This is a genomic window from Streptomyces avidinii (assembly GCF_045161815.1).
GTDB lineage: Bacteria > Actinomycetota > Actinomycetes > Streptomycetales > Streptomycetaceae > Streptomyces > Streptomyces avidinii.
Genome location: NZ_CP108863.1, coordinates 1559659 through 1575899 on the forward strand (window position 1 = coordinate 1559659; position 16241 = coordinate 1575899).

At 71.6% G+C, this 16241-nt stretch carries 14 protein-coding genes and 2 pseudogenes; 8 read left to right on the forward strand and 8 right to left on the reverse strand.

The features are described 5' to 3' along the window. Positions 1-195: 195 nt before the first annotated feature. Entirely contained in the window at positions 196-720 is a 525-nt protein-coding gene (locus tag OG373_RS07125) for a metal-dependent phosphohydrolase (protein ID WP_405436770.1), read from the forward strand. Between the two features lie 19 nt (positions 721-739). Here OG373_RS07125 and OG373_RS07130 read toward each other — a convergent pair whose 3' ends face one another. Continuing rightward, on the reverse strand, positions 740-2227 hold the full coding sequence (locus OG373_RS07130) for an SDR family NAD(P)-dependent oxidoreductase (RefSeq protein WP_405436772.1): 1488 nt from the start codon (positions 2225-2227) through the stop codon (positions 740-742). 290 nt (positions 2228-2517) lie between these two features. Here OG373_RS07130 and OG373_RS07135 point away from each other — a divergent pair. Beyond that, positions 2518-3252: pseudogene (locus OG373_RS07135) on the forward strand (DMT family transporter); the annotation flags it as partial. Positions 3253-3354: 102 nt separating this feature from the next. On the opposite strand, the gene OG373_RS07140 reads toward OG373_RS07135, so the two are convergent. Continuing rightward, positions 3355-4632 carry a transglycosylase family protein gene (locus OG373_RS07140; RefSeq protein ID WP_405436773.1) on the reverse strand — a complete coding sequence of 426 codons (1278 nt, stop codon included), beginning with the start codon at positions 4630-4632 and terminating at the stop codon, positions 3355-3357. Between the two features lie 196 nt (positions 4633-4828). Between OG373_RS07140 and gndA the strand changes: the two genes are divergently transcribed. After that, the gene (gndA, locus tag OG373_RS07145; RefSeq protein ID WP_405436775.1) at positions 4829-6271 is read left to right on the forward strand and encodes an NADP-dependent phosphogluconate dehydrogenase; all 1443 of its coding nucleotides are present in this window, start codon (positions 4829-4831) and stop codon (positions 6269-6271) included. A gap of 243 nt (positions 6272-6514) precedes the next feature. On the opposite strand, the gene OG373_RS07150 is transcribed toward gndA, so the two are convergent. The 3 genes from OG373_RS07150 to panD are packed head-to-tail and all read right to left on the reverse strand — an operon-like array spanning position 6515 to position 7976. Further along, positions 6515-7204, reverse strand: a complete 690-nt coding sequence (locus OG373_RS07150; RefSeq protein ID WP_405436776.1) for an aspartate/glutamate racemase family protein — start codon at positions 7202-7204, stop codon at positions 6515-6517. Next, complete coding sequence (locus OG373_RS07155) at positions 7201-7542, reverse strand: GNAT family N-acetyltransferase (RefSeq protein WP_405436778.1); 342 nt, start codon at positions 7540-7542, stop codon at positions 7201-7203. The genes OG373_RS07150 and OG373_RS07155 overlap by 4 nt, the downstream gene beginning before the upstream one ends. Before the next feature lie 14 nt (positions 7543-7556). Further along, complete coding sequence (panD, locus tag OG373_RS07160; protein WP_397729428.1) at positions 7557-7976, reverse strand: aspartate 1-decarboxylase; 420 nt, start codon at positions 7974-7976, stop codon at positions 7557-7559. A gap of 183 nt (positions 7977-8159) precedes the next feature. Between panD and OG373_RS07165 the strand changes: the two genes are divergently transcribed. Together OG373_RS07165 and OG373_RS07170 are read left to right on the forward strand one after the other, a co-directional pair. Continuing rightward, positions 8160-10997: a SpoIIE family protein phosphatase gene (locus OG373_RS07165; protein ID WP_405436780.1), complete on the forward strand. Its 2838-nt coding sequence runs from the start codon at positions 8160-8162 to the stop codon at positions 10995-10997. A gap of 122 nt (positions 10998-11119) precedes the next feature. Continuing rightward, on the forward strand, positions 11120-12268 hold the full coding sequence (locus OG373_RS07170) for an ABC transporter substrate-binding protein (RefSeq protein WP_405436782.1): 1149 nt from the start codon (positions 11120-11122) through the stop codon (positions 12266-12268). Positions 12269-12864: 596 nt separating this feature from the next. Here OG373_RS07170 and OG373_RS07175 read toward each other — a convergent pair. The 3 genes and pseudogenes from OG373_RS07175 to OG373_RS07185 all read right to left on the reverse strand — a co-directional run bounded on the left by OG373_RS07175 (position 12865) and on the right by OG373_RS07185 (position 14369). Beyond that, positions 12865-13188: a S26 family signal peptidase gene (locus OG373_RS07175; protein WP_405436783.1), complete on the reverse strand. Its 324-nt coding sequence runs from the start codon at positions 13186-13188 to the stop codon at positions 12865-12867. Between the two features lie 7 nt (positions 13189-13195). Then, positions 13196-13674 (reverse strand): annotated as a pseudogene (locus OG373_RS07180) (transposase). Between the two features lie 323 nt (positions 13675-13997). Continuing rightward, entirely contained in the window at positions 13998-14369 is a 372-nt protein-coding gene (locus tag OG373_RS07185) for a VOC family protein (protein ID WP_397729431.1), read from the reverse strand. 223 nt (positions 14370-14592) lie between these two features. Between OG373_RS07185 and OG373_RS07190 the strand changes: the two genes are divergently transcribed. The 3 genes from OG373_RS07190 to OG373_RS07200 all read left to right on the forward strand — a co-directional run bounded on the left by OG373_RS07190 (position 14593) and on the right by OG373_RS07200 (position 16228). Continuing rightward, positions 14593-14706, forward strand: coding sequence for a DUF4839 domain-containing protein (locus OG373_RS07190; RefSeq protein WP_405443967.1), 114 nt, complete (start codon positions 14593-14595; stop codon positions 14704-14706). Positions 14707-14900: 194 nt separating this feature from the next. After that, the gene (locus OG373_RS07195; protein WP_405436785.1) at positions 14901-15527 is read left to right on the forward strand and encodes a hypothetical protein; all 627 of its coding nucleotides are present in this window, start codon (positions 14901-14903) and stop codon (positions 15525-15527) included. Beyond that, positions 15524-16228, forward strand: coding sequence for a hypothetical protein (locus OG373_RS07200; RefSeq protein WP_405436787.1), 705 nt, complete (start codon positions 15524-15526; stop codon positions 16226-16228). Before OG373_RS07195 ends, OG373_RS07200 begins: the two co-directional genes overlap by 4 nt. The last annotated feature ends 13 nt before the right edge of the window (positions 16229-16241 follow it).

Genomic DNA, 16241 nt, shown 5'->3' on the forward strand with positions numbered 1-16241 from the left:
GATGCCCCAGAGTACACATATGAGCGGACCTCCGCTCGATAGGAAGGCAAAATCCGCTGCGCCCTCTTACTTTCGCTCCTGGTTCAGCAAGTCGTGGGGCTACGGGCACGTGACGGGTGATCTGCTCGACCCCGGACGCGCAGGGTGTGACGGAGGGGGTCGGCGGTGGCGAAGTCCGGGGTGCCCGAAGCTCAAGTGCCGTACGTCACAAGCGTGCTGGAGCTGATGGAGCTCCTGCACGGCGGCCCCGACGACCGGGGTCTGCGGACCGCGGCCCTGCTGCGGCGCTCGCACCCCTTCGACAAGGAACTGCAGCTCGCGGGCTTGCTCCACGACATCGGGCAGCTGCTCCGTCTGAGTGACGGGACGGTTACCGTCGGGGTGGCGGCAGAGGCGATCCGCCCGTTGCTGGGCGAGCGGGTGGCCCGGCTGCTACGGCTGTCGGGCACCCCCGGTGGGGAGGGCGCGACCGGCGCGCGCCACGACGCCGAACCGGGCTCCGGGGCCGACCCCGACGCCGAGGCGGAGGCCGTGGCCACCCTGCGGCACGCCCGGGACTCGGCCGCCGCGGCGGACCTGGACGCGGGCGTGCTGGAGGACTGGCGGCCCCTGCTGGCCTTGGTCGCCGCCGGGGCCCGCCCGGTCGGGCCCGCCCGGAACGCACTCGACCCCCTCGGTGCGCCGAGGGGGTCGAGAAGGCCGGTCGGGGGCCGCCCCTGAAGGGGAGGCGGCTCCGGGACTACCAGTTCGCCGGGGCGTAGTCCTTGAGGAAGACACCGAACAGGTCCTCGCCGGCCTCGCCGCGGACGATCGGGTCGTAGACCCGGGCCGCGCCGTCGACCAGGTCGAGCGGGGCGTGGAAGCCCTCCTCGGCGAGGCGCAGCTTGTCGAAGTGCGGGCGCTCGTCGGTGATCCAGCCGGTGTCGACCGAGGTCATCAGGATGCGGTCGGTCTGGAACATCTCCTGGCCGCTGGTCCGCGTCACCATGTTCATCGCGGCCTTGGCGGCATTGGTGTTCGGGTGCCCCGCGCCCTTGTAGCCGCGGCCGAAGACACCCTCCATCGCCGATACGTTCACGACGTACGCCCGCCCGTTGGCCGCCTTCCGGGCGGCCTCCGCCATGGCCGGCCGCAGTGCGCTGATCAGGATGAACGGCGACGTGTAGTTGCACAGCTGGGTCTCGAGCAGCTCCACGGGGGAGATCTGGTCGATGGTCTGCACCCAGGTGTTGCTCTCGACGACGTCGGGCAGCAGGCCGCCCGCGTCGATGGCGGTGCCGGCGAGGTGCCGCTCCAGGCTGGCGTTGCCCGCGACCAGGGCGAGGTCGGCGACCTTCTGCGCCTCGAGCCCGCTCACTCCGACGGGCAGCGCCGTCAGGCCGTCGACCGCACCGGAGTTGAAGGCGCCGATGACGTGGTGGGCGGGGAGCTCACCGGCGGGGAGCGGGGCGCCCTCGCCCTCGACCAGCGCCGCGTAGGCGCTGGGCAGGCGGCGCACGGTCTGCGTCGCGTTGTTGATCAGGATGTCGAGGGGACCGGACCCGGCCACCTGGTCGGCGAGGGCCACGGCCTGGGCCGGGTCGCGCAGGTCGATGCCGACGACCTCCAGGCGGTGCATCCAGTCCGCGGAGTCCTCCATCGCCTTGAAACGGCGGATGGCGTCCTTGGGGAAGCGCGTGGTGATCGTGGTGTGGGCGCCGTCGCGCAGCAGCCGCAGTGCGATGTACATGCCGATCTTGGCCCGGCCGCCGGTGAGCAGCGCGCGCTTGCCCGTCAGGTCGGCGCGGGCCTCCCGCCGGGTCCGGTTCTCGACGGCGCACTCCGGGCAGAGCTGGTGGTAGAAGTAGTCGACCTCGATGTACCGCGTCTTGCAGACGTAGCAGGAGCGCGGGCGCTGGAGTATCCCGGCGATCCGGCCGGCCTCCGTGACCGAGGAGGGCAGGATGCCCTCGGTCTCGTCGTCGATGCGCTCGGCGGAGCCGGTGGCGGTGGCCTCGGTGACGGCCTTGTCGTTGGCGGTCTTGGCGGCGCGGCGCTCCTGGCGGCGGCGCTGCTTGACCGTGCGGTAGAGGCCGGCGGTGGCGCGGCGTACGGTGATGGCGTCGGGGTGGTCGACGTCGAGCTTGTCCAGCTCGTCGAGCACGCTGAGGCAGAGGGCCAGCCGGTCGGGTTCGATACCGGGCCCGTAGGCGTGCCCGTAGTCCTGGCTGTCTTCGGTCACCGTCATTGCCGCTGCCGTTCCTTGATCACTCGTCCGCATCCGCCTGCTGCGGAAGTCCTCAAAAGGGAAACTGTACGGATCCCGCGCGCCCGGAGCCAAACCCGATCACGGGCCCCTCACCCACCGCGAGCGGAGCGTCACCGTACGGGGCGCTTCGGTGACTGCGGGGCACCATAGGGGTCGCTTTCCGCACCGCTCACAGCCACGCTGCGTACTCCCGTACTACGCCGGGAGTATGACTGATCACCACCTGTGGGCGGAGGAATAGCGCAGATGGGTCGGGCATTGTGGACCTTATGAGTGCACTGGCGCTGTCGGTCCTGCTGTGCCTCGTGTCCGCCTTGGCGTACGCGGGTGGCGCGATCGTCCAGGAACGGGTCGCGGCGAGCACGCCGGACCGCCGGTACGCCCCGCTGCGCCGGGGAGTCTGGTGGGTGGCGGTGGGGCTGAACGGCCTGGGTGCGCTGCTGCACGTGGTGGCCCTCGCCTACGGGCCGCTGAGCCTGGTCCAGCCGCTCGGCGCGCTCACCATCGTCTTCGCCCTGCCGATGGCCGCCGTGTTCGTACGGCGCCGGGCGGGTGCGGCCGCCTGGCGCGGGGCGGTGCTGACCACGGTCGGCCTGGCCGGGCTGCTCGCGCTGACCGGCGGGAGCGGGCGGGCGGAGCAGGCGCTGGCGGGGGGCGAGCGGAGCGTGCTGCTCGTGGTGACCGCGGGGGCGGTGCTGGTGCTGTTCCTCGCGGCGCACCGGATGCACCGCGCGGTGCTGCACAGCGTGCAGCTGGCCGCGGCCGCCGGTACGGCCTTCGGCATGGCCTCGGTGTTCACCAAATCGGTGGCCGAGGCCTTCGGGCCGGGCGCGCTGCCCGGCCTGTGGCCCGACCTCGCGGCGATCGCGGTTCTGGCGGCCTTCGGGCTGCTGCTGTCGCAGGCCGCCTACCGCGGCGCGGGACTGACCGCGCCGCTGGCCACCGTGACGGTGGTCAACCCGGTGGTGGCGGCGACGGTCGGCATCACGCTGTTCGACGAGGGCTTCCGGTACGGGGCCGCGGGCGCGACGGCGGCCGTGGCCAGCGCCGCACTCGCGGCGGCCGGCCTGATCCTGCTCACCGTCGTGCCCTCGCAGGTGCGCGGGTCAGATGCGGACCCCGTGGCCGCGGAGGTACTTCAGCGGGTCGATGTCGGAGCCGTAGCCGGGTCCCGTGCGCATCTCGAAGTGCAGGTGCGGGCCGGTGGTGTTGCCGGTCGAGCCGGAACGGCCGATGCGCTGGCCGCCGGAGACCTGCTGACCGGCCTTGACCCCGAGGGCGGAGAGGTGCGCGTACTGGGAGTACCGGCCGTCGGTGTGCCGGATGACGACCTGGTAGCCGTAGGCCCCGGCCCAGCCGGCGGAGACGACCTGGCCGGGTCCGACCGACTTGACGGTGGTACCGGTCGCCACCGGGAAGTCGACGCCCGTGTGGTAGCCGCTGGACCAGGAGGATCCCGAGACGCGGTAGGCCGTGCCGAGGGCGGCGTCGACGGGGGCGGAGAAGCCGCCCGCATCCGGCTTCTGCTGCGCTGAGGCGGGCTGCGGCGCGGGCTTCTCGGCCGGTTTTTCGGCGGGCTTCTCGACCGGTTTCGGTGCGGGCTTCTCGGCCGGCTTCTCGGCGGCCGGCTCCACGGGCTTCACCGGGTCGGCGGTGCGCGGCGGCTTCTCGGGGTCCTGGCGGGGCGGCGGTGGCGTGGCCGGTGCCGTGGTGACGCGCAGGGTGAGCCGCTGGCCCGGGAAGATCAGGTTCGGGTTGTCCCCGACGGTGCTCCGGTTGGTCTCGTACAGCGCCTGCCAGCCGCCCTCGACGCGCCGGTCGGTGGCGATCGCGGAGAGCGAGTCGCCCGGCGCGACGACGTACGGGTTCGGCAGGACGGAGGTGCCCGTCGGGCGGGGACCGCTGCCCTGCGCCGGTACCTGCGCCTGACGCTGGGTCTGGGTCTGGGTCTGCGCCTTGGGCTGGGACGGGGCCTCGGCCCGCGGGGTGACGGCCGGCGCCGGTCCGCTGCGCGAGAGCCCGGCCTGCTTCCCGCAGTTGGGCCAGGCGCCGGGCCCCTGACCCCTCAGCACCTTCTCCGCCACCGCTATCTGCTGGTCCTTGGTGGCCAGGTCGGCGCGCGGGGCGTAGGCGGTGCCGCCGAAGGCCCGCCAGGTGCTCTGGCTGAACTGGAGGCCACCGTAGTAACCGTTGCCGGTGTTGATGCGCCAGTTGTTCGTCGACTCGCAGGCCGCGACCTTGTTCCAGGTGTCGACGGAGGCCGCGTGGGCCACTCCGGCGCCCATGAGCGGGAGCGCGATCCCGGCGCCGCCGGCGGTGACGGCCAGCGAGGCCCGGTTGATGCTGCTCGGCTGATACCGGCGGTGCCGGCCCCGTACACCCATGGGAGCCCCCATCGAAGACATCAGGAACCGCACAACCTAACGTCGCGATCAGGGCATGACAAGAGGCGCAACGGGGCGCATGCCAGAGGAACTTGACCGTGTCTCGACGGCCGGGAGATCCGTTCCGGTCCGCGTGGGGGTAGCGTCGGTGTTCCCCGCCCACCGAAGGCACACCGAAGCACGCAGGAGCGCAACGATGAGCACCAGCACAGCCCAGATCGGCGTCACCGGACTCGCGGTGATGGGCAGCAACCTCGCACGCAACTTCGCCCGCAACGGATTCACCGTGGCCGTCCACAACCGCACCGCCGCCAAGACCACGGCGCTAGTAAAGGAATTCGGGCACGAGGGCACCTTCGTGGCGGCCGAGTCGGCGAAGGAGTTCGTCGACGCGCTGGAGCGCCCCCGCCGCATCGTCATCATGGTGAAGGCCGGCGAGCCGACCGATGCCGTGATCCGCGAGTTCGCCCCGCTCCTGGAGGAGGGCGACGTCATCATCGACGGCGGCAACGCGCACTTCGAGGACACCCGGCGCCGGGAGCGGGAACTGCGCGAGCAGGGCATTCACTTCGTGGGCGTGGGCATCTCCGGGGGCGAGGAGGGCGCGCTGCTCGGCCCGAGCATCATGCCGGGCGGCTCGAGGGAGTCGTACGCCTCCCTCGGCCCGCTGCTGGAGAAGATCGCGGCGAAGGCCGCCGACGGGACGCCGTGCACCTCGCACATCGGGCCCGACGGCGCCGGACACTTCGTCAAGATGGTGCACAACGGCATCGAGTACGCCGACATGCAGCTCATCGCCGAGGCCTACCACCTGCTGCGCGAGGTCGCGGGCTACTCCCCCGCGAAGATCGCGGAGACCTTCCGGGAGTGGAACCGCGGGCGCCTGGACTCGTACCTGATCGAGATCACGGCGGAGGTGCTGGCGCACACGGACGCCGAGACCGGCCGCCCGTTCGTCGACATCGTGGCCGACGCCGCCGAGCAGAAGGGCACCGGCCGCTGGACCGTGCAGATCGCCCTCGACCTCGGCGTACCGGTGTCGGGGATCGCCGAGGCCGTCTTCGCCCGTGCGGTCTCCGGCCACGCGGACCTGCGTACGGCCGCTCGCGGGCTCGCGGGGCCGACCGCCGCCGCGCTCGCGCCGGAGGCGGCGGAGGCCTTCGCCGCGCAGGTGGAGCAGGCGCTGTACGCGTCGAAGATCGTCTCGTACACCCAGGGCTTCCACCAGATCCGGGCCGGCAGCGAGGAGTACGGCTGGAACGTGGACCTGGGCGCGGTGGCCTCGCTGTGGCGCGGCGGCTGCATCATCCGGGCCGCGTTCCTGGACCGGATCCGGGCGGCCTACGACGCCCGGCCCGAGCTGCCGAGCCTGCTGGCGGACGAGCGGTTCGCCGAGGAGATCGCGGCGGACCAGGAGGGCTGGCGGTCCGTGCTGGTGGAGGCCGTGCGCCAGGGCATTCCGGTGCCGGCGTTCTCGGCCTCACTGGCCTACTACGACGCGCTGCGCGCGGAGCGGCTCCCCGCGGCCCTCACCCAGGGGCAGCGGGACTTCTTCGGGGCGCACACCTACCGGCGGACCGACCGCGAGGGCTCGTTCCACACCCTCTGGAGCGGCGACCGCTCCGAAGTCCGCTCGTAGGTCAGCTCAGGGGCCCGGGCTGGGGGATCGGCGCGGGCCCCGGCGGCGGCGGGATCGGGTCCGGCTCGGGCACCGGGCCGGGCACGGGCGGCACGGGCCGCGGCATGGGCTCGGGGTCGGGGAACGGGCTGGGATCCGGAACGGGGTCGGGGCCCGGGACGGGCGGCTGCGTCTCTTCTGCGTCTGCGTCTTGCTTTCGCACCATAGGGGCCACTTTCCCGCGATTGCGGCGGGTATGCCTGCCTACGGGGCCGAACGAATCGCCAGGCTTGCAGCCAGGCCCGCGGCCAGGCCCGGAGCCGGGCTGGAGAGAACCGGGACCGTTCCCGTGACCAGGTCCGCGGCCCCGGCCATGGAGGCCTGGGCCAGCACGATGACCTCCGCGTCGGTGACGGCGCCGACGGCCTCGGCCACCCGGGCCAGGTACCCGTCCGTGTCGCCCGCCTCGAAGCGCTCCCAGGCCCCGGCAACCAGGTGCGTACGGATGGACACGGGCCGCTCGCCGGCCTCCTCGGCCAGCAGCTCCCGGGTCGGGGCGAGCGTCGATTCCACGGTGGCCAGTACGGCGATGCGCGTGCCCGCGCGCACCGCGGCGGCCGCCATCGGCCGGTCCACCCGCAGCACCGGGACGCCGAGCGCCGGAGCGAGGGACTCCGCGGTCGCCCCGATGGTGGAACACGTCACCAGCACAGCCCCGAACCCGGCTTCGGCCTCGGCTCCGGCCTCGGCTTCGGCTTCGGCTTCGGCTTCGGCTTCGGCGAGCAGCGCCCGCAGGGCCGGAGCCACCGACTCCGGCCCTGCCGCGCGGGCCCGGTCCAGCAGCTCCGGCGCGACCAGGTGCCGCAGTACGGCCCCCGGATGGTTCCGGTCGCGCAGGGCGTCGAAGACCGGGACGTGCGCGGGTGAGGTGTGCAGCAGGAGCAGAGCGGTCACCCGAGGCGGGTGTCCGAGGCCAGCTGGACCTTGGCCGCCAGCACGACCTCGGCAGTCGGCTCGGGCGCCTCGTCGGGGTGCTTCGCGGCCCAGCTCGCCGCGTACGGGCAGAGCGGCACCACGGGCACCCCTTCGGCGGCGGCGATCCCGTAGAAGGTCTTCACCAGCCCGCCCGCGATGCCGCGGCCCTCGTGGCCCTGCTCGACGACGGTGTGCACCGCGACGAGGGCGTGCGGCGCGTCGGCGAGCACGAAGTACGCGATGTGGCCGACCACCGCCCCGTCCTCGACGGCGAGCAGCCGTCCGGCCTCGCGGTCGTCCCTGTACTCGATCGGCATGTCCCCGACTCCCCTCAGACAGCCACGGCGTGCGGGCTGCGCTGCTGATCCGTACCCGGCACCGGGGCGGAGGCGTCCGCGCCCAGTTCGACGATCCGGTTGTCACCGTCCACGTGCACGACGCGCGGCTTGAGCGCCCGGGCCTCGGCGTCCTCGACCTGCGCGTAGCTGATGAGGATGACCAGGTCCCCGGGGTGCACCAGGTGCGCGGCGGCGCCGTTGATCCCGATGACCCCGGACCCGCGCTCCCCTTCGATGACGTAGGTCTCCAGCCGCGCCCCGTTGGTGATGTCCACGATGTGGACGAGCTCCCCGGGCAGCAGGTCGGCCGCGTCCAGCAGATCGGCGTCGACGGTCACGGAGCCGACGTAGTGCAGGTCGGCCTGGGTGACGGTGGCCCGGTGGATCTTGGACTTGAACATGGTACGAAGCATGCGAATACTCCCAATGTGTCTGCTCCCTGCCTGCTTCCCGCAGGTCAAGGGCGTTCTCCGGAGCGTACAACGATTCGCTTGCCGGGTCAGCGTTCTCCAGGTCTTCGGAGGCGGGTGCATGCCCGGTCGACGGCGGCCGTCGCTCCCCGCTGCCGACAAGCCGGAGAGGTTAGAAAATGGAGTATGAGCAACCTCCTTGGATATTTCCGGCATCGGCTGCTCAGCTCCACCACGAGCTCTTCCACTCCCCCTCGGCAGCCCCGCCCGGGACACCACCAGGAGCACCAGGAGCCGGGCCGGGCCCCCGAGGGAAGGGGGGCGCGGCGGCCGCAGCGTCTGTCGTCCCTGCTGAGCGTGCGCAGCGTGGCCGGCGAGGTGTTCCTCCTGCAGCTGGCCGTCGTGGTACTTCTCGTCGCCGCCGCAGTGGTGGCGCTCGTCGTGCAGTCCCAGAGCGCCGCCATGCTGGACGCCCGGCACCGTACGCTCGCCGCCGCCGGAACCTTCGCGGAATCCCCGGGAATCGTTCCGGCGCTGCGCAGCGCTCATCCGAGTGCCGTGCTCCAGCCGAGCGCCGAGGCGGCCCGCAAGATCGCCGGAGTCGACGGCATCAACGTGTACACGCTCGACGGGCTCACCCTCACCCACAGCGACCCGCGTCAGATCGGGAAGTACGTCGTCGGCCCCTTCTCCAAGGCGGCGGCCGGCAAGTCCTTCACCGAGACGTTCGAAGGGTCCCTGGGGCGGTCCGTGGTCTCGGTGGTCCCCGTCAAGGCCCCCGACGGCCGCGTCATCGCCATCGTCTCCTCCCCGGTCACGGTCCAGAACGTGCAGGGCATGGTGAACCGGCAGCTGCCGGTCGTCCTCGGCACCGCGGCCCTGGTGCTCGCGCTGTCCGCGGGCGGGACGGCTCTGGTGAGCCGCCGGCTGCTGCGCCGCACCCATGGCCTGGGGCCGGCCGAGATGACGAGGATGTACGAGCACCACGACGCCGTGCTGCACGCGGTGCGAGAGGGCGTACTGATCATCGGCGGCGGGGGACGGCTGCTGCTGGCCAATGACGAGGCGCGGCGGCTGCTGAATCTGCCGGCGGACGCCGAAGGACTCCCCGTCACGGATCTGGGTCTGGAGGAACGCATCGCCGACCAGATCTCCTCGGGCCGTTCCGCGACCGACGAGCTGCACATGGCGGCCGACCGGCTGCTGGCGGTGAACATCCGCCCCACCGCCCCCTACGGGCAGGCCGGGACCGTCGTCACCCTGCGCGACACCACCGAGCTGCGGGCACTCTCCGGCAGGGCCGAGGTGGCCCGCGAGCGGCTGAAGTTGCTCTACGACGCGGGTGTGCAGGTCGGCACGACGCTGAACGTGGAGCGCACCGCCGAGGAACTGGCGGAGGTGGCGGTCCCGCGGTTCGCCGACGTGGTCACGGTGGACCTGCTGGACCCGGTGCTGCGCGGCGAGGAGCCGCCCGAGGCGATCACCGAGATGCGCCGGACCGCCGTCGTCGGCCTGCGTGGCGACCACCCGCTGTCCCCCGTGGGCGACCTGATCCGGTTCGCTCCCACCGGTCCCATGGCCGCCGGGCTGGCGGGCGGGCGCGCGGTCCTGGAGGCGGACCTGCGCACCAGCCAACGCTGGCGGGCCCAGAACCAGGCCAACGCCGTGCAGATCCTGGACCACGGCATCCACTCCCTGATCGTCGTGCCCCTGCGGGCCCGGGGCGTGGTGCTGGGGATGACCGGCTACTGGCGGGGGCAGGACTCGCCCCCGTTCGACGAGGAGGACGTGTCCTTCGCGGAGGAGCTGACCGCCCGGGCGGCGCTGTCCGTCGACAATGCCCGCCGTTACACGCGCGAGCACAACATGGCCGTCACCCTGCAGCGCAGCCTGCTGCCCCGCGGCGTACCGGAGCAGTCCGCCGTGGAGGTCGCGCACCGCTACCTGGCCGCCCAGGCCGGGGTGGGCGGCGACTGGTTCGATGTCATCCCGCTGCCCGGCGCCCGGGTGGCCCTGGTGGTCGGCGACGTCGTCGGCCACGGTCTGCACGCCGCCGCCACCATGGGCCGCCTGCGCACCGCCGTGTACAACTTCTCCACCCTCGACCTGCCTCCGGACGAACTGCTCAGCCACCTGGACGAGCTGGTCACCCACATCGACACCGATGAGCATGAGTGGCAGGGGATCACCGGAGCCACCTGCCTGTGCGCCATCTACGATCCCGTCTCGGGGCAGGTGACCGCCGCCACGGCCGGGCACCCGGGCCCCGCTCTGATCCGCCCCGACGGAACCGTGTCCTTCCCCGAGGTCCCGGTCTCCCCGCCGCTCGGCCTGGGCGCGGGTCTGCCCATGGAGACCATGACGCTCACCCTGCCCGAGGGCTCCCGGCTGGCCCTTTTCACCGACGGGCTGATCGAGAGCCGCGACCGCGATCCGGACGCGGGCCTGGCAGCGCTGCGCGCCGCCCTGGCCGGGCCCGCCCGCACCCCGGAGGAGACCTGCACCGTGGTGATCGACGCGATGCTTCCCACCAGGCCGAGCGACGATGTCGCGCTGCTGGTGGCCCGTACCCGCCGGCTGGACCCCGACCGGATCGCCGAGTGGGACGTGTCCCCCGACCCGGCGGCCGTGTCCCCGGTGCGCAACGCCTGCGCCCGCCGCCTGGCGGACTGGGGCCTGGAGGACATCGCCTTCACCACGGAACTCATCCTGAGCGAGCTGATAACCAACGCCATCCGCTACGGCACCGAGCCCATCCGGGTGAGGCTGCTGTACGACCGCAGCCTGGTCTGCGAGGTCTCCGACGGTTCCAGCACCTCCCCGCACCTGCGCCGGGCCGAAACCACCGACGAGGGCGGCCGCGGCCTGTTCCTCGTCGCGCAGTTCGCCGAGCGCTGGGGCACCCGCTACACCGCCCGCGGCAAGATCATCTGGAGTGAGCAGGCCCTGCACGCCGGGGCCGCACCGCCCGCGATGGATCTCGGGGAGGCACTCTTGGCCGGGTGGGACGACGAGGGGTTCTGAGGACGCCCCGGTACGGCAGCTGCGGGGAAGACGGCGGACACCACCGTCTGGGACTGCGCTGCCGAGGCCGCCGAACGTACGCTGGCCTCGATCAGTACGCGACCGCCCGTTATGGAGCCTTTGTGCCCGTACCTCGCCTCCGGACAGCCTCCGTCGCCGCCTTCCTGGCCCTCGCCGCGGCGCCCCTCGGCGCCTGCGGGGAAAAGCCCCCCGCCGCGCCCAGAGCACCCGCGGTCGCCACCTCCGCCGCGGACGCCGGAGGCATGGCGGCGCTGACCGAGGCGGCGAAGAAGGAGGGCTCGCTCAACACGATCGCGCTCCCCAGGGACTGGGCGAACTACGGCGCACTGATCGACGGCTTCGAGAAGAAGTACGGGATCAAGGTCGAGGTGGAGAACCCGGAAGGTACCAGCCAGGACGAGATCAACGCCCTGAAGGAGCACAGGGGCGGAGGCCGCGCCCCCGACGTGATCGACGTGGGGGGCTCGTTCGCAGAGTCCGCGGCCCGGCAGGGCCTGCTCGCTCCGTACGAGGTCGCCGCGTTCGACGAGATCCCCGAGGAACAGAAGGACCCGCGCGCCCGCTGGTACAACAACTACGGCGGCTACGTCTCGATCGGCTGCGACGCCAAGCGCGTCAAGACCTGCCCCTCCACCTTCGCCGATCTGCGCAAGCCCGAGTACAAGGGCCAGGTCTCGCTCAACGGCGACCCCACCATGTCCGGCTCCGCCTTCGCCGGCGTGTACGCGGCGGCCCTGGCGAACGGCGGTTCCTTCGACGACATCCAGCCCGGCATCGACTTCTTCGCCGAGCTCAGCAAGAACGGCAATTTCATCCCGGTCGAATCCACCCCGGCCACGATCGCAGAGGGCCGGACCCCGATCAGCATCGACTGGGACTTCCTGAACCTCGGATACGCCGAGGATTTCCGCAAGAAGGGCGCGGACGTCGACTGGAGGACCGCCATCCCGTTCGACGGCAGCTTCGCCGAGTACTACGCGAACGGGGTGAACAAGGACGCCCCGCACCCCGCGGCGGCGCGCCTGTGGCAGGAGTACGTCTTCAGCCCCGAGGGCCAGAACCTCCGGCTCGGAGCCTTCGCACGCCCCGTCCTCATGGAGGCCATGAAGGAGAACGGCACCCTCGACAAGGCCGCCGCGGACAAACTGCCGACGGTCGAGGGCACGCCGACGTTTCCGACCGAGGCCCAGACGGAGAAGGCGAGAGAGACCGTCAACCGCAACTGGGCCGAGGCCGTCCCGGGCCAGTGACCACGACCGGTCTGCTGCGTCGATGATGCCGGTGCGGAATTGCTCGCCTCGGTGCTGGGCCAGGATCTCAACGGTCTCGTCGAGGCCGAGGGTCGTCAGACCGATCTTCAACGACCGCCTCAGCCTCGTCGCAGCGATGCCGGCGACCATCCAATGAGGCGCCTCGTTGTCCCGGACCATCACCCGGCCACCGGCGGCGATGGCGTCGCGTGCTGCCTCGCAAGCGCGGGTCTGGTCGCGCGGCTCGCAGCTCTCGTCGAGCCCGGGCCCGCAGGCTGCATGCCGCCACTTCGAGCAGTGTGCGGATATGACCGGTGGGGACGTCTGAATATCCGTAGTGCCACTCTTCAGCATCACGGGGTCGCCCGGCCCGCAGAGTCCAGCGTCGGAATGCGAGCGCGACGTCACCTCTGGACAGGCCGCGCTCGCACTCGAACTGGAATATGTGTCGGTTTGACGATGCAGACAGCCCCGGTATGACGGCCCGTCTGGCATGGCTTGCGTCCCGAAGCGGCAGCTGAGACCTGATCTCGCCCGGTGTTCGGCGAGGCATGGCGACTTCCTGAAGGTGCGCTCGACGAGGGAGTGCGCTGTTTTCAGACTCCCGGCACCGGCACCGTGTCCGCCATCGGTGTCGCGGCCGTCACCGCTCGGCGGCGCAACCGCAGCGCGACGACGCCGGACACCGCGCCCAGGAACAGCAACCCACCGCCGACGGGCACGGCCGACCTCAGGCCGACGACCAGCGGGTCGTCCTCGTCGATGAGCGCGCCCTTCACCGCCGACAGGGGCACGGTTCCGCCCTCCGCCTCCTCGAACCGGTACCGGGAGTCGGCGGAGTTGCCGCGGGTGTCGCCCAGCAGGAACAGGCGGCCCTCGGGCACCTTGACGCTGAACGCGCCGGGCGTCGGCAGGCGCATCACGCGGTCACCGCGGATCCGACCGACCGGCTCGACCGGCAGATCCCGCAGGGACCCAAGCCGGACGGGTGACGTCGTATCCCGCGTCGGCCACGATCACGATGTCCGGATCACCCGGCTGCCAATGGCCCGCCGAGGTGAGCCGTTCAACGACGCCACGGAGTTGGGCGGCGGTGACCGCCGTGGTGTCGTCGGCCGGACCGAGGCGGACCGCGTCCAGGGTCTGAGTCCAGGACGTGCGCCCATCTCCAGCACCGCGACGAACGAGTACGGCCAGCCGGGGATGAACTGCGAGGTCGTCTCCGCCCGACCATGGACGTGGCAGAACAGCCTCTCGGGCGAGCACGGCACATCCGACCGCAGCCACGGCGAAACGTCCACCGCCAGCACCAACCGTCCATGCGGGAACCGCGGCAGCGGCAGGCCGGCCAGCAAGGACCGCAGCCGGTCGGCGTCGATCCGCCCCTGGTCGAGGCCGTCATACATCGCCCGTGCCCACGCCGGTGCTCGGGCAACAGCGTCAGCTCCACCACCGAGTGCACCGCACCCGGCGCACACAGCACCGCGTCCGCCAGCTCGAACAACTCGTCGCCGCGCCCGGTCAGACACGCGTACAACCCGTCCCGGAAGCGTGACGCTTCCCCTGGAACAGCTTCAGGCAGCCAGGCTCACCTTCACGGCCTTCGTCGTGATCACGTGCACCTTGGTCGGAGTACATGATCAGACGAAGGCTGCCTCAGTGTCCGGAGAATGCCCAGGTCAGCGGCTAAGTGCGAATCATTCTCGACGCCGGACCCCGAATGGCGAGGTCAGGCTCCCTCGGGAGTGATCAGGCAGAAGGGATGGCCGACGGGGTCCTCGTAGACGCGGTAACCGATCGGCTTGTCCGAACCATCCAGCAGCGTCGCACCGAGGGCGAGCACCTGGGCCTCAGCCGTATCGAGGTCCGTGACCATCACGTCGATGTGCATCTGCTGAGGACGCGCGGAGTCCGTCCACCGAGGCGCGCGAAAGTCGTCTACCCGCTGGAAGAGGACCACCGGTGCGCCCGCCGCGTTCTGAAGCACGACGAAGTCGCCGGTGTCCGCCTGCCGCGAGAGCGACAGCAGCTTCTCGTAGAAGCCGGCGAGCTCATCCGGGTCGGGGCAGTCGATGACAACGGTGTACAGGTGTCCGATCATCCGGCTCACTTTGCCACTGGCCCGCTGGCGGGCCAAACAGCAGGTGCCCAGCCCAAGGTTGAAGAGCAAGCTCAGCCCGAACAGCGCAGGGTTGGAACACGTCTCTTCGCCAGTCGGTGCGGCCGGCCTGTCCGCCCACCGCGAGCAGTGGTCCGGTCTGGTGGCGGGCCTCGCTGTGGGGCCGTGACCCACCTATCACCTCAGACCAGGTGCCCCTAACAAGATCCCCGCCACCGTCGGCGCAGGCGATAAGTTTCACTTCGTGGCCACAGTAGGCGAATTCAACGCGGACCAGTGCCTCTTCTTCCTCGACCCCGTCGCGACGGAAACCCGCTAGGCAAGATGGGCAGCCGCGCCCCGGCTGCCTCGGACCAGTTCAGATGCTCTGGGGCGAATGGGTCGTTTACCGTCCGGTTGAGAACGCATGCGCCGGCAGGGTCCAGCGCGGCTCGCAGCTCGTCCAGCCCGAGCCCGATACCGCAGCTGAAGCCCGTGGCGGTGTGGCAGCGGGTCCGGCATCATCCCCATGTGATGGTGATGCAACCCGTTCTGGAGATCTTCGCTGCCGACGACTTCGTGCTCTGGCCGGTTGGCGAGCACGCGTCGTACGGCTACCTCGTTCTGGACGGGGAGCTGACTCCGGCGGAGGTCGGCACGGCGGTTATGCGGATCGCCGAGTGCAACGACTTCGAGCCGGAGGAGGAGCACGGGCCGTGCCCGACCGACCCGCTCGGCGCGTTCCTGCACGGGCTGCTCACCATGCCCGACCTGTTCGCCGCAGGCGGGTTCCGGGTGACCGACATCGACACCGGCACGGTCCTCGTCGAGCCGGGCTGCTGCAACGGACTGGAGACCTGGCGGGACTGGCTGGAAGTCCTCGACGGCACCGGCTGCGCCTACTTCGGCCACGATCCGTCGTCGGTGGCCGAACGTATCGGCGACAGCGTCCGGCTGACTCTCGACGCCCACGCCAAGGACGGCAGCCCGGTGATCGAGCTGCCGACGGCCCAGGTACGCACGCTCGTCACCGGTGCCCATCAGGACCTGCGGGACTTCCTCGGCGTCGCCGGAAACTGGGCCGAGAAGCACCTCCCGACGCACGCCGCCGCTGTCACCGCCGCCCTGGCCCGGGCTTTGGACCTCGAGCTCACAGAATGACCAGCTTCCTGACCCACCGGGCTCGTGTGCACGACGCCCGGCTCCTCCTCCACCAGCGGCACAGCGCCCTGCGCACCTGCCTCACCCTTTTTGCGCCCTACGGCCTGCGGGCGACGTACCACCACCTCACGCTCAGCGCCGGCATCCCCCGGCGGCTGGAGGCGGAACCGGACGCGTTGGTGCGGGCGGTGGAGGAACTGCACGAGGCGCGGCTGCTGTGGCTCGCACGGGCGGAGGAGTACGCCGCGCAGCGTCGGGCGGAGAAGCGGGCCGGGCAGCGGGCCGTACCGAACCCCAGGCCGTGGTGGCTGCGGAGCAGGTGGGAGGGATCGGACCGCGCCTGGTACGACGCCCCGTTCCGCCACCCGTCGCTGCGACTGTCCGTGTACGTCCGGCGGCAGAACGCGCTCCTGGACGGCGCCGAACTGCCCGGCTGCCCGGCCTGCGGGTACGAGGGACCGTTGGAGCCGCACTCGACCGGGCACGGATGGGTCGAGCATTGCGGCCGGTGCGCGTGGGCGCCGGCGCCGTGTCCGTGCGGGCAGCGGCACCGGCTCGTGCCGGAGATTCCGTACGGCTGGAACGAGATCTGGCAGCGGGCGCACATGAGCGATGACGGCACGCCGAAACCCACACTGGCCCGGGGCCAGGCCGTCTCTTTCGGATCTTGTCGGCCGAGTCCGCGGCGTCCGGTGCCGTAGATCGCAAAATCGA

What these genes read in the sequence shown, in the direction of transcription:
- gndA (WP_405436775.1), top strand. Translation starts at nt 4,829, where the DNA reads ATGAGCACCAGCACAGCCCAGATCGGCGTCACCGGACTCGCGGTGATG.
- OG373_RS07140 (WP_405436773.1), bottom strand. Translation starts at nt 4,632, where the DNA reads ATGGGTGTACGGGGCCGGCACCGCCGGTATCAGCCGAGCAGCATCAAC.
- OG373_RS07185 (WP_397729431.1), bottom strand. Translation starts at nt 14,369, where the DNA reads ATGATCGGACACCTGTACACCGTTGTCATCGACTGCCCCGACCCGGAT.
- panD (WP_397729428.1), bottom strand. Translation starts at nt 7,976, where the DNA reads ATGCTTCGTACCATGTTCAAGTCCAAGATCCACCGGGCCACCGTCACC.
- OG373_RS07155 (WP_405436778.1), bottom strand. Translation starts at nt 7,542, where the DNA reads ATGCCGATCGAGTACAGGGACGACCGCGAGGCCGGACGGCTGCTCGCC.
- OG373_RS07175 (WP_405436783.1), bottom strand. Translation starts at nt 13,188, where the DNA reads ATGCGCCTGCCGACGCCCGGCGCGTTCAGCGTCAAGGTGCCCGAGGGC.
- OG373_RS07200 (WP_405436787.1), top strand. Translation starts at nt 15,524, where the DNA reads ATGACCAGCTTCCTGACCCACCGGGCTCGTGTGCACGACGCCCGGCTC.
- OG373_RS07130 (WP_405436772.1), bottom strand. Translation starts at nt 2,227, where the DNA reads ATGACGGTGACCGAAGACAGCCAGGACTACGGGCACGCCTACGGGCCC.
- OG373_RS07165 (WP_405436780.1), top strand. Translation starts at nt 8,160, where the DNA reads ATGAGCAACCTCCTTGGATATTTCCGGCATCGGCTGCTCAGCTCCACC.
- OG373_RS07195 (WP_405436785.1), top strand. Translation starts at nt 14,901, where the DNA reads ATGGTGATGCAACCCGTTCTGGAGATCTTCGCTGCCGACGACTTCGTG.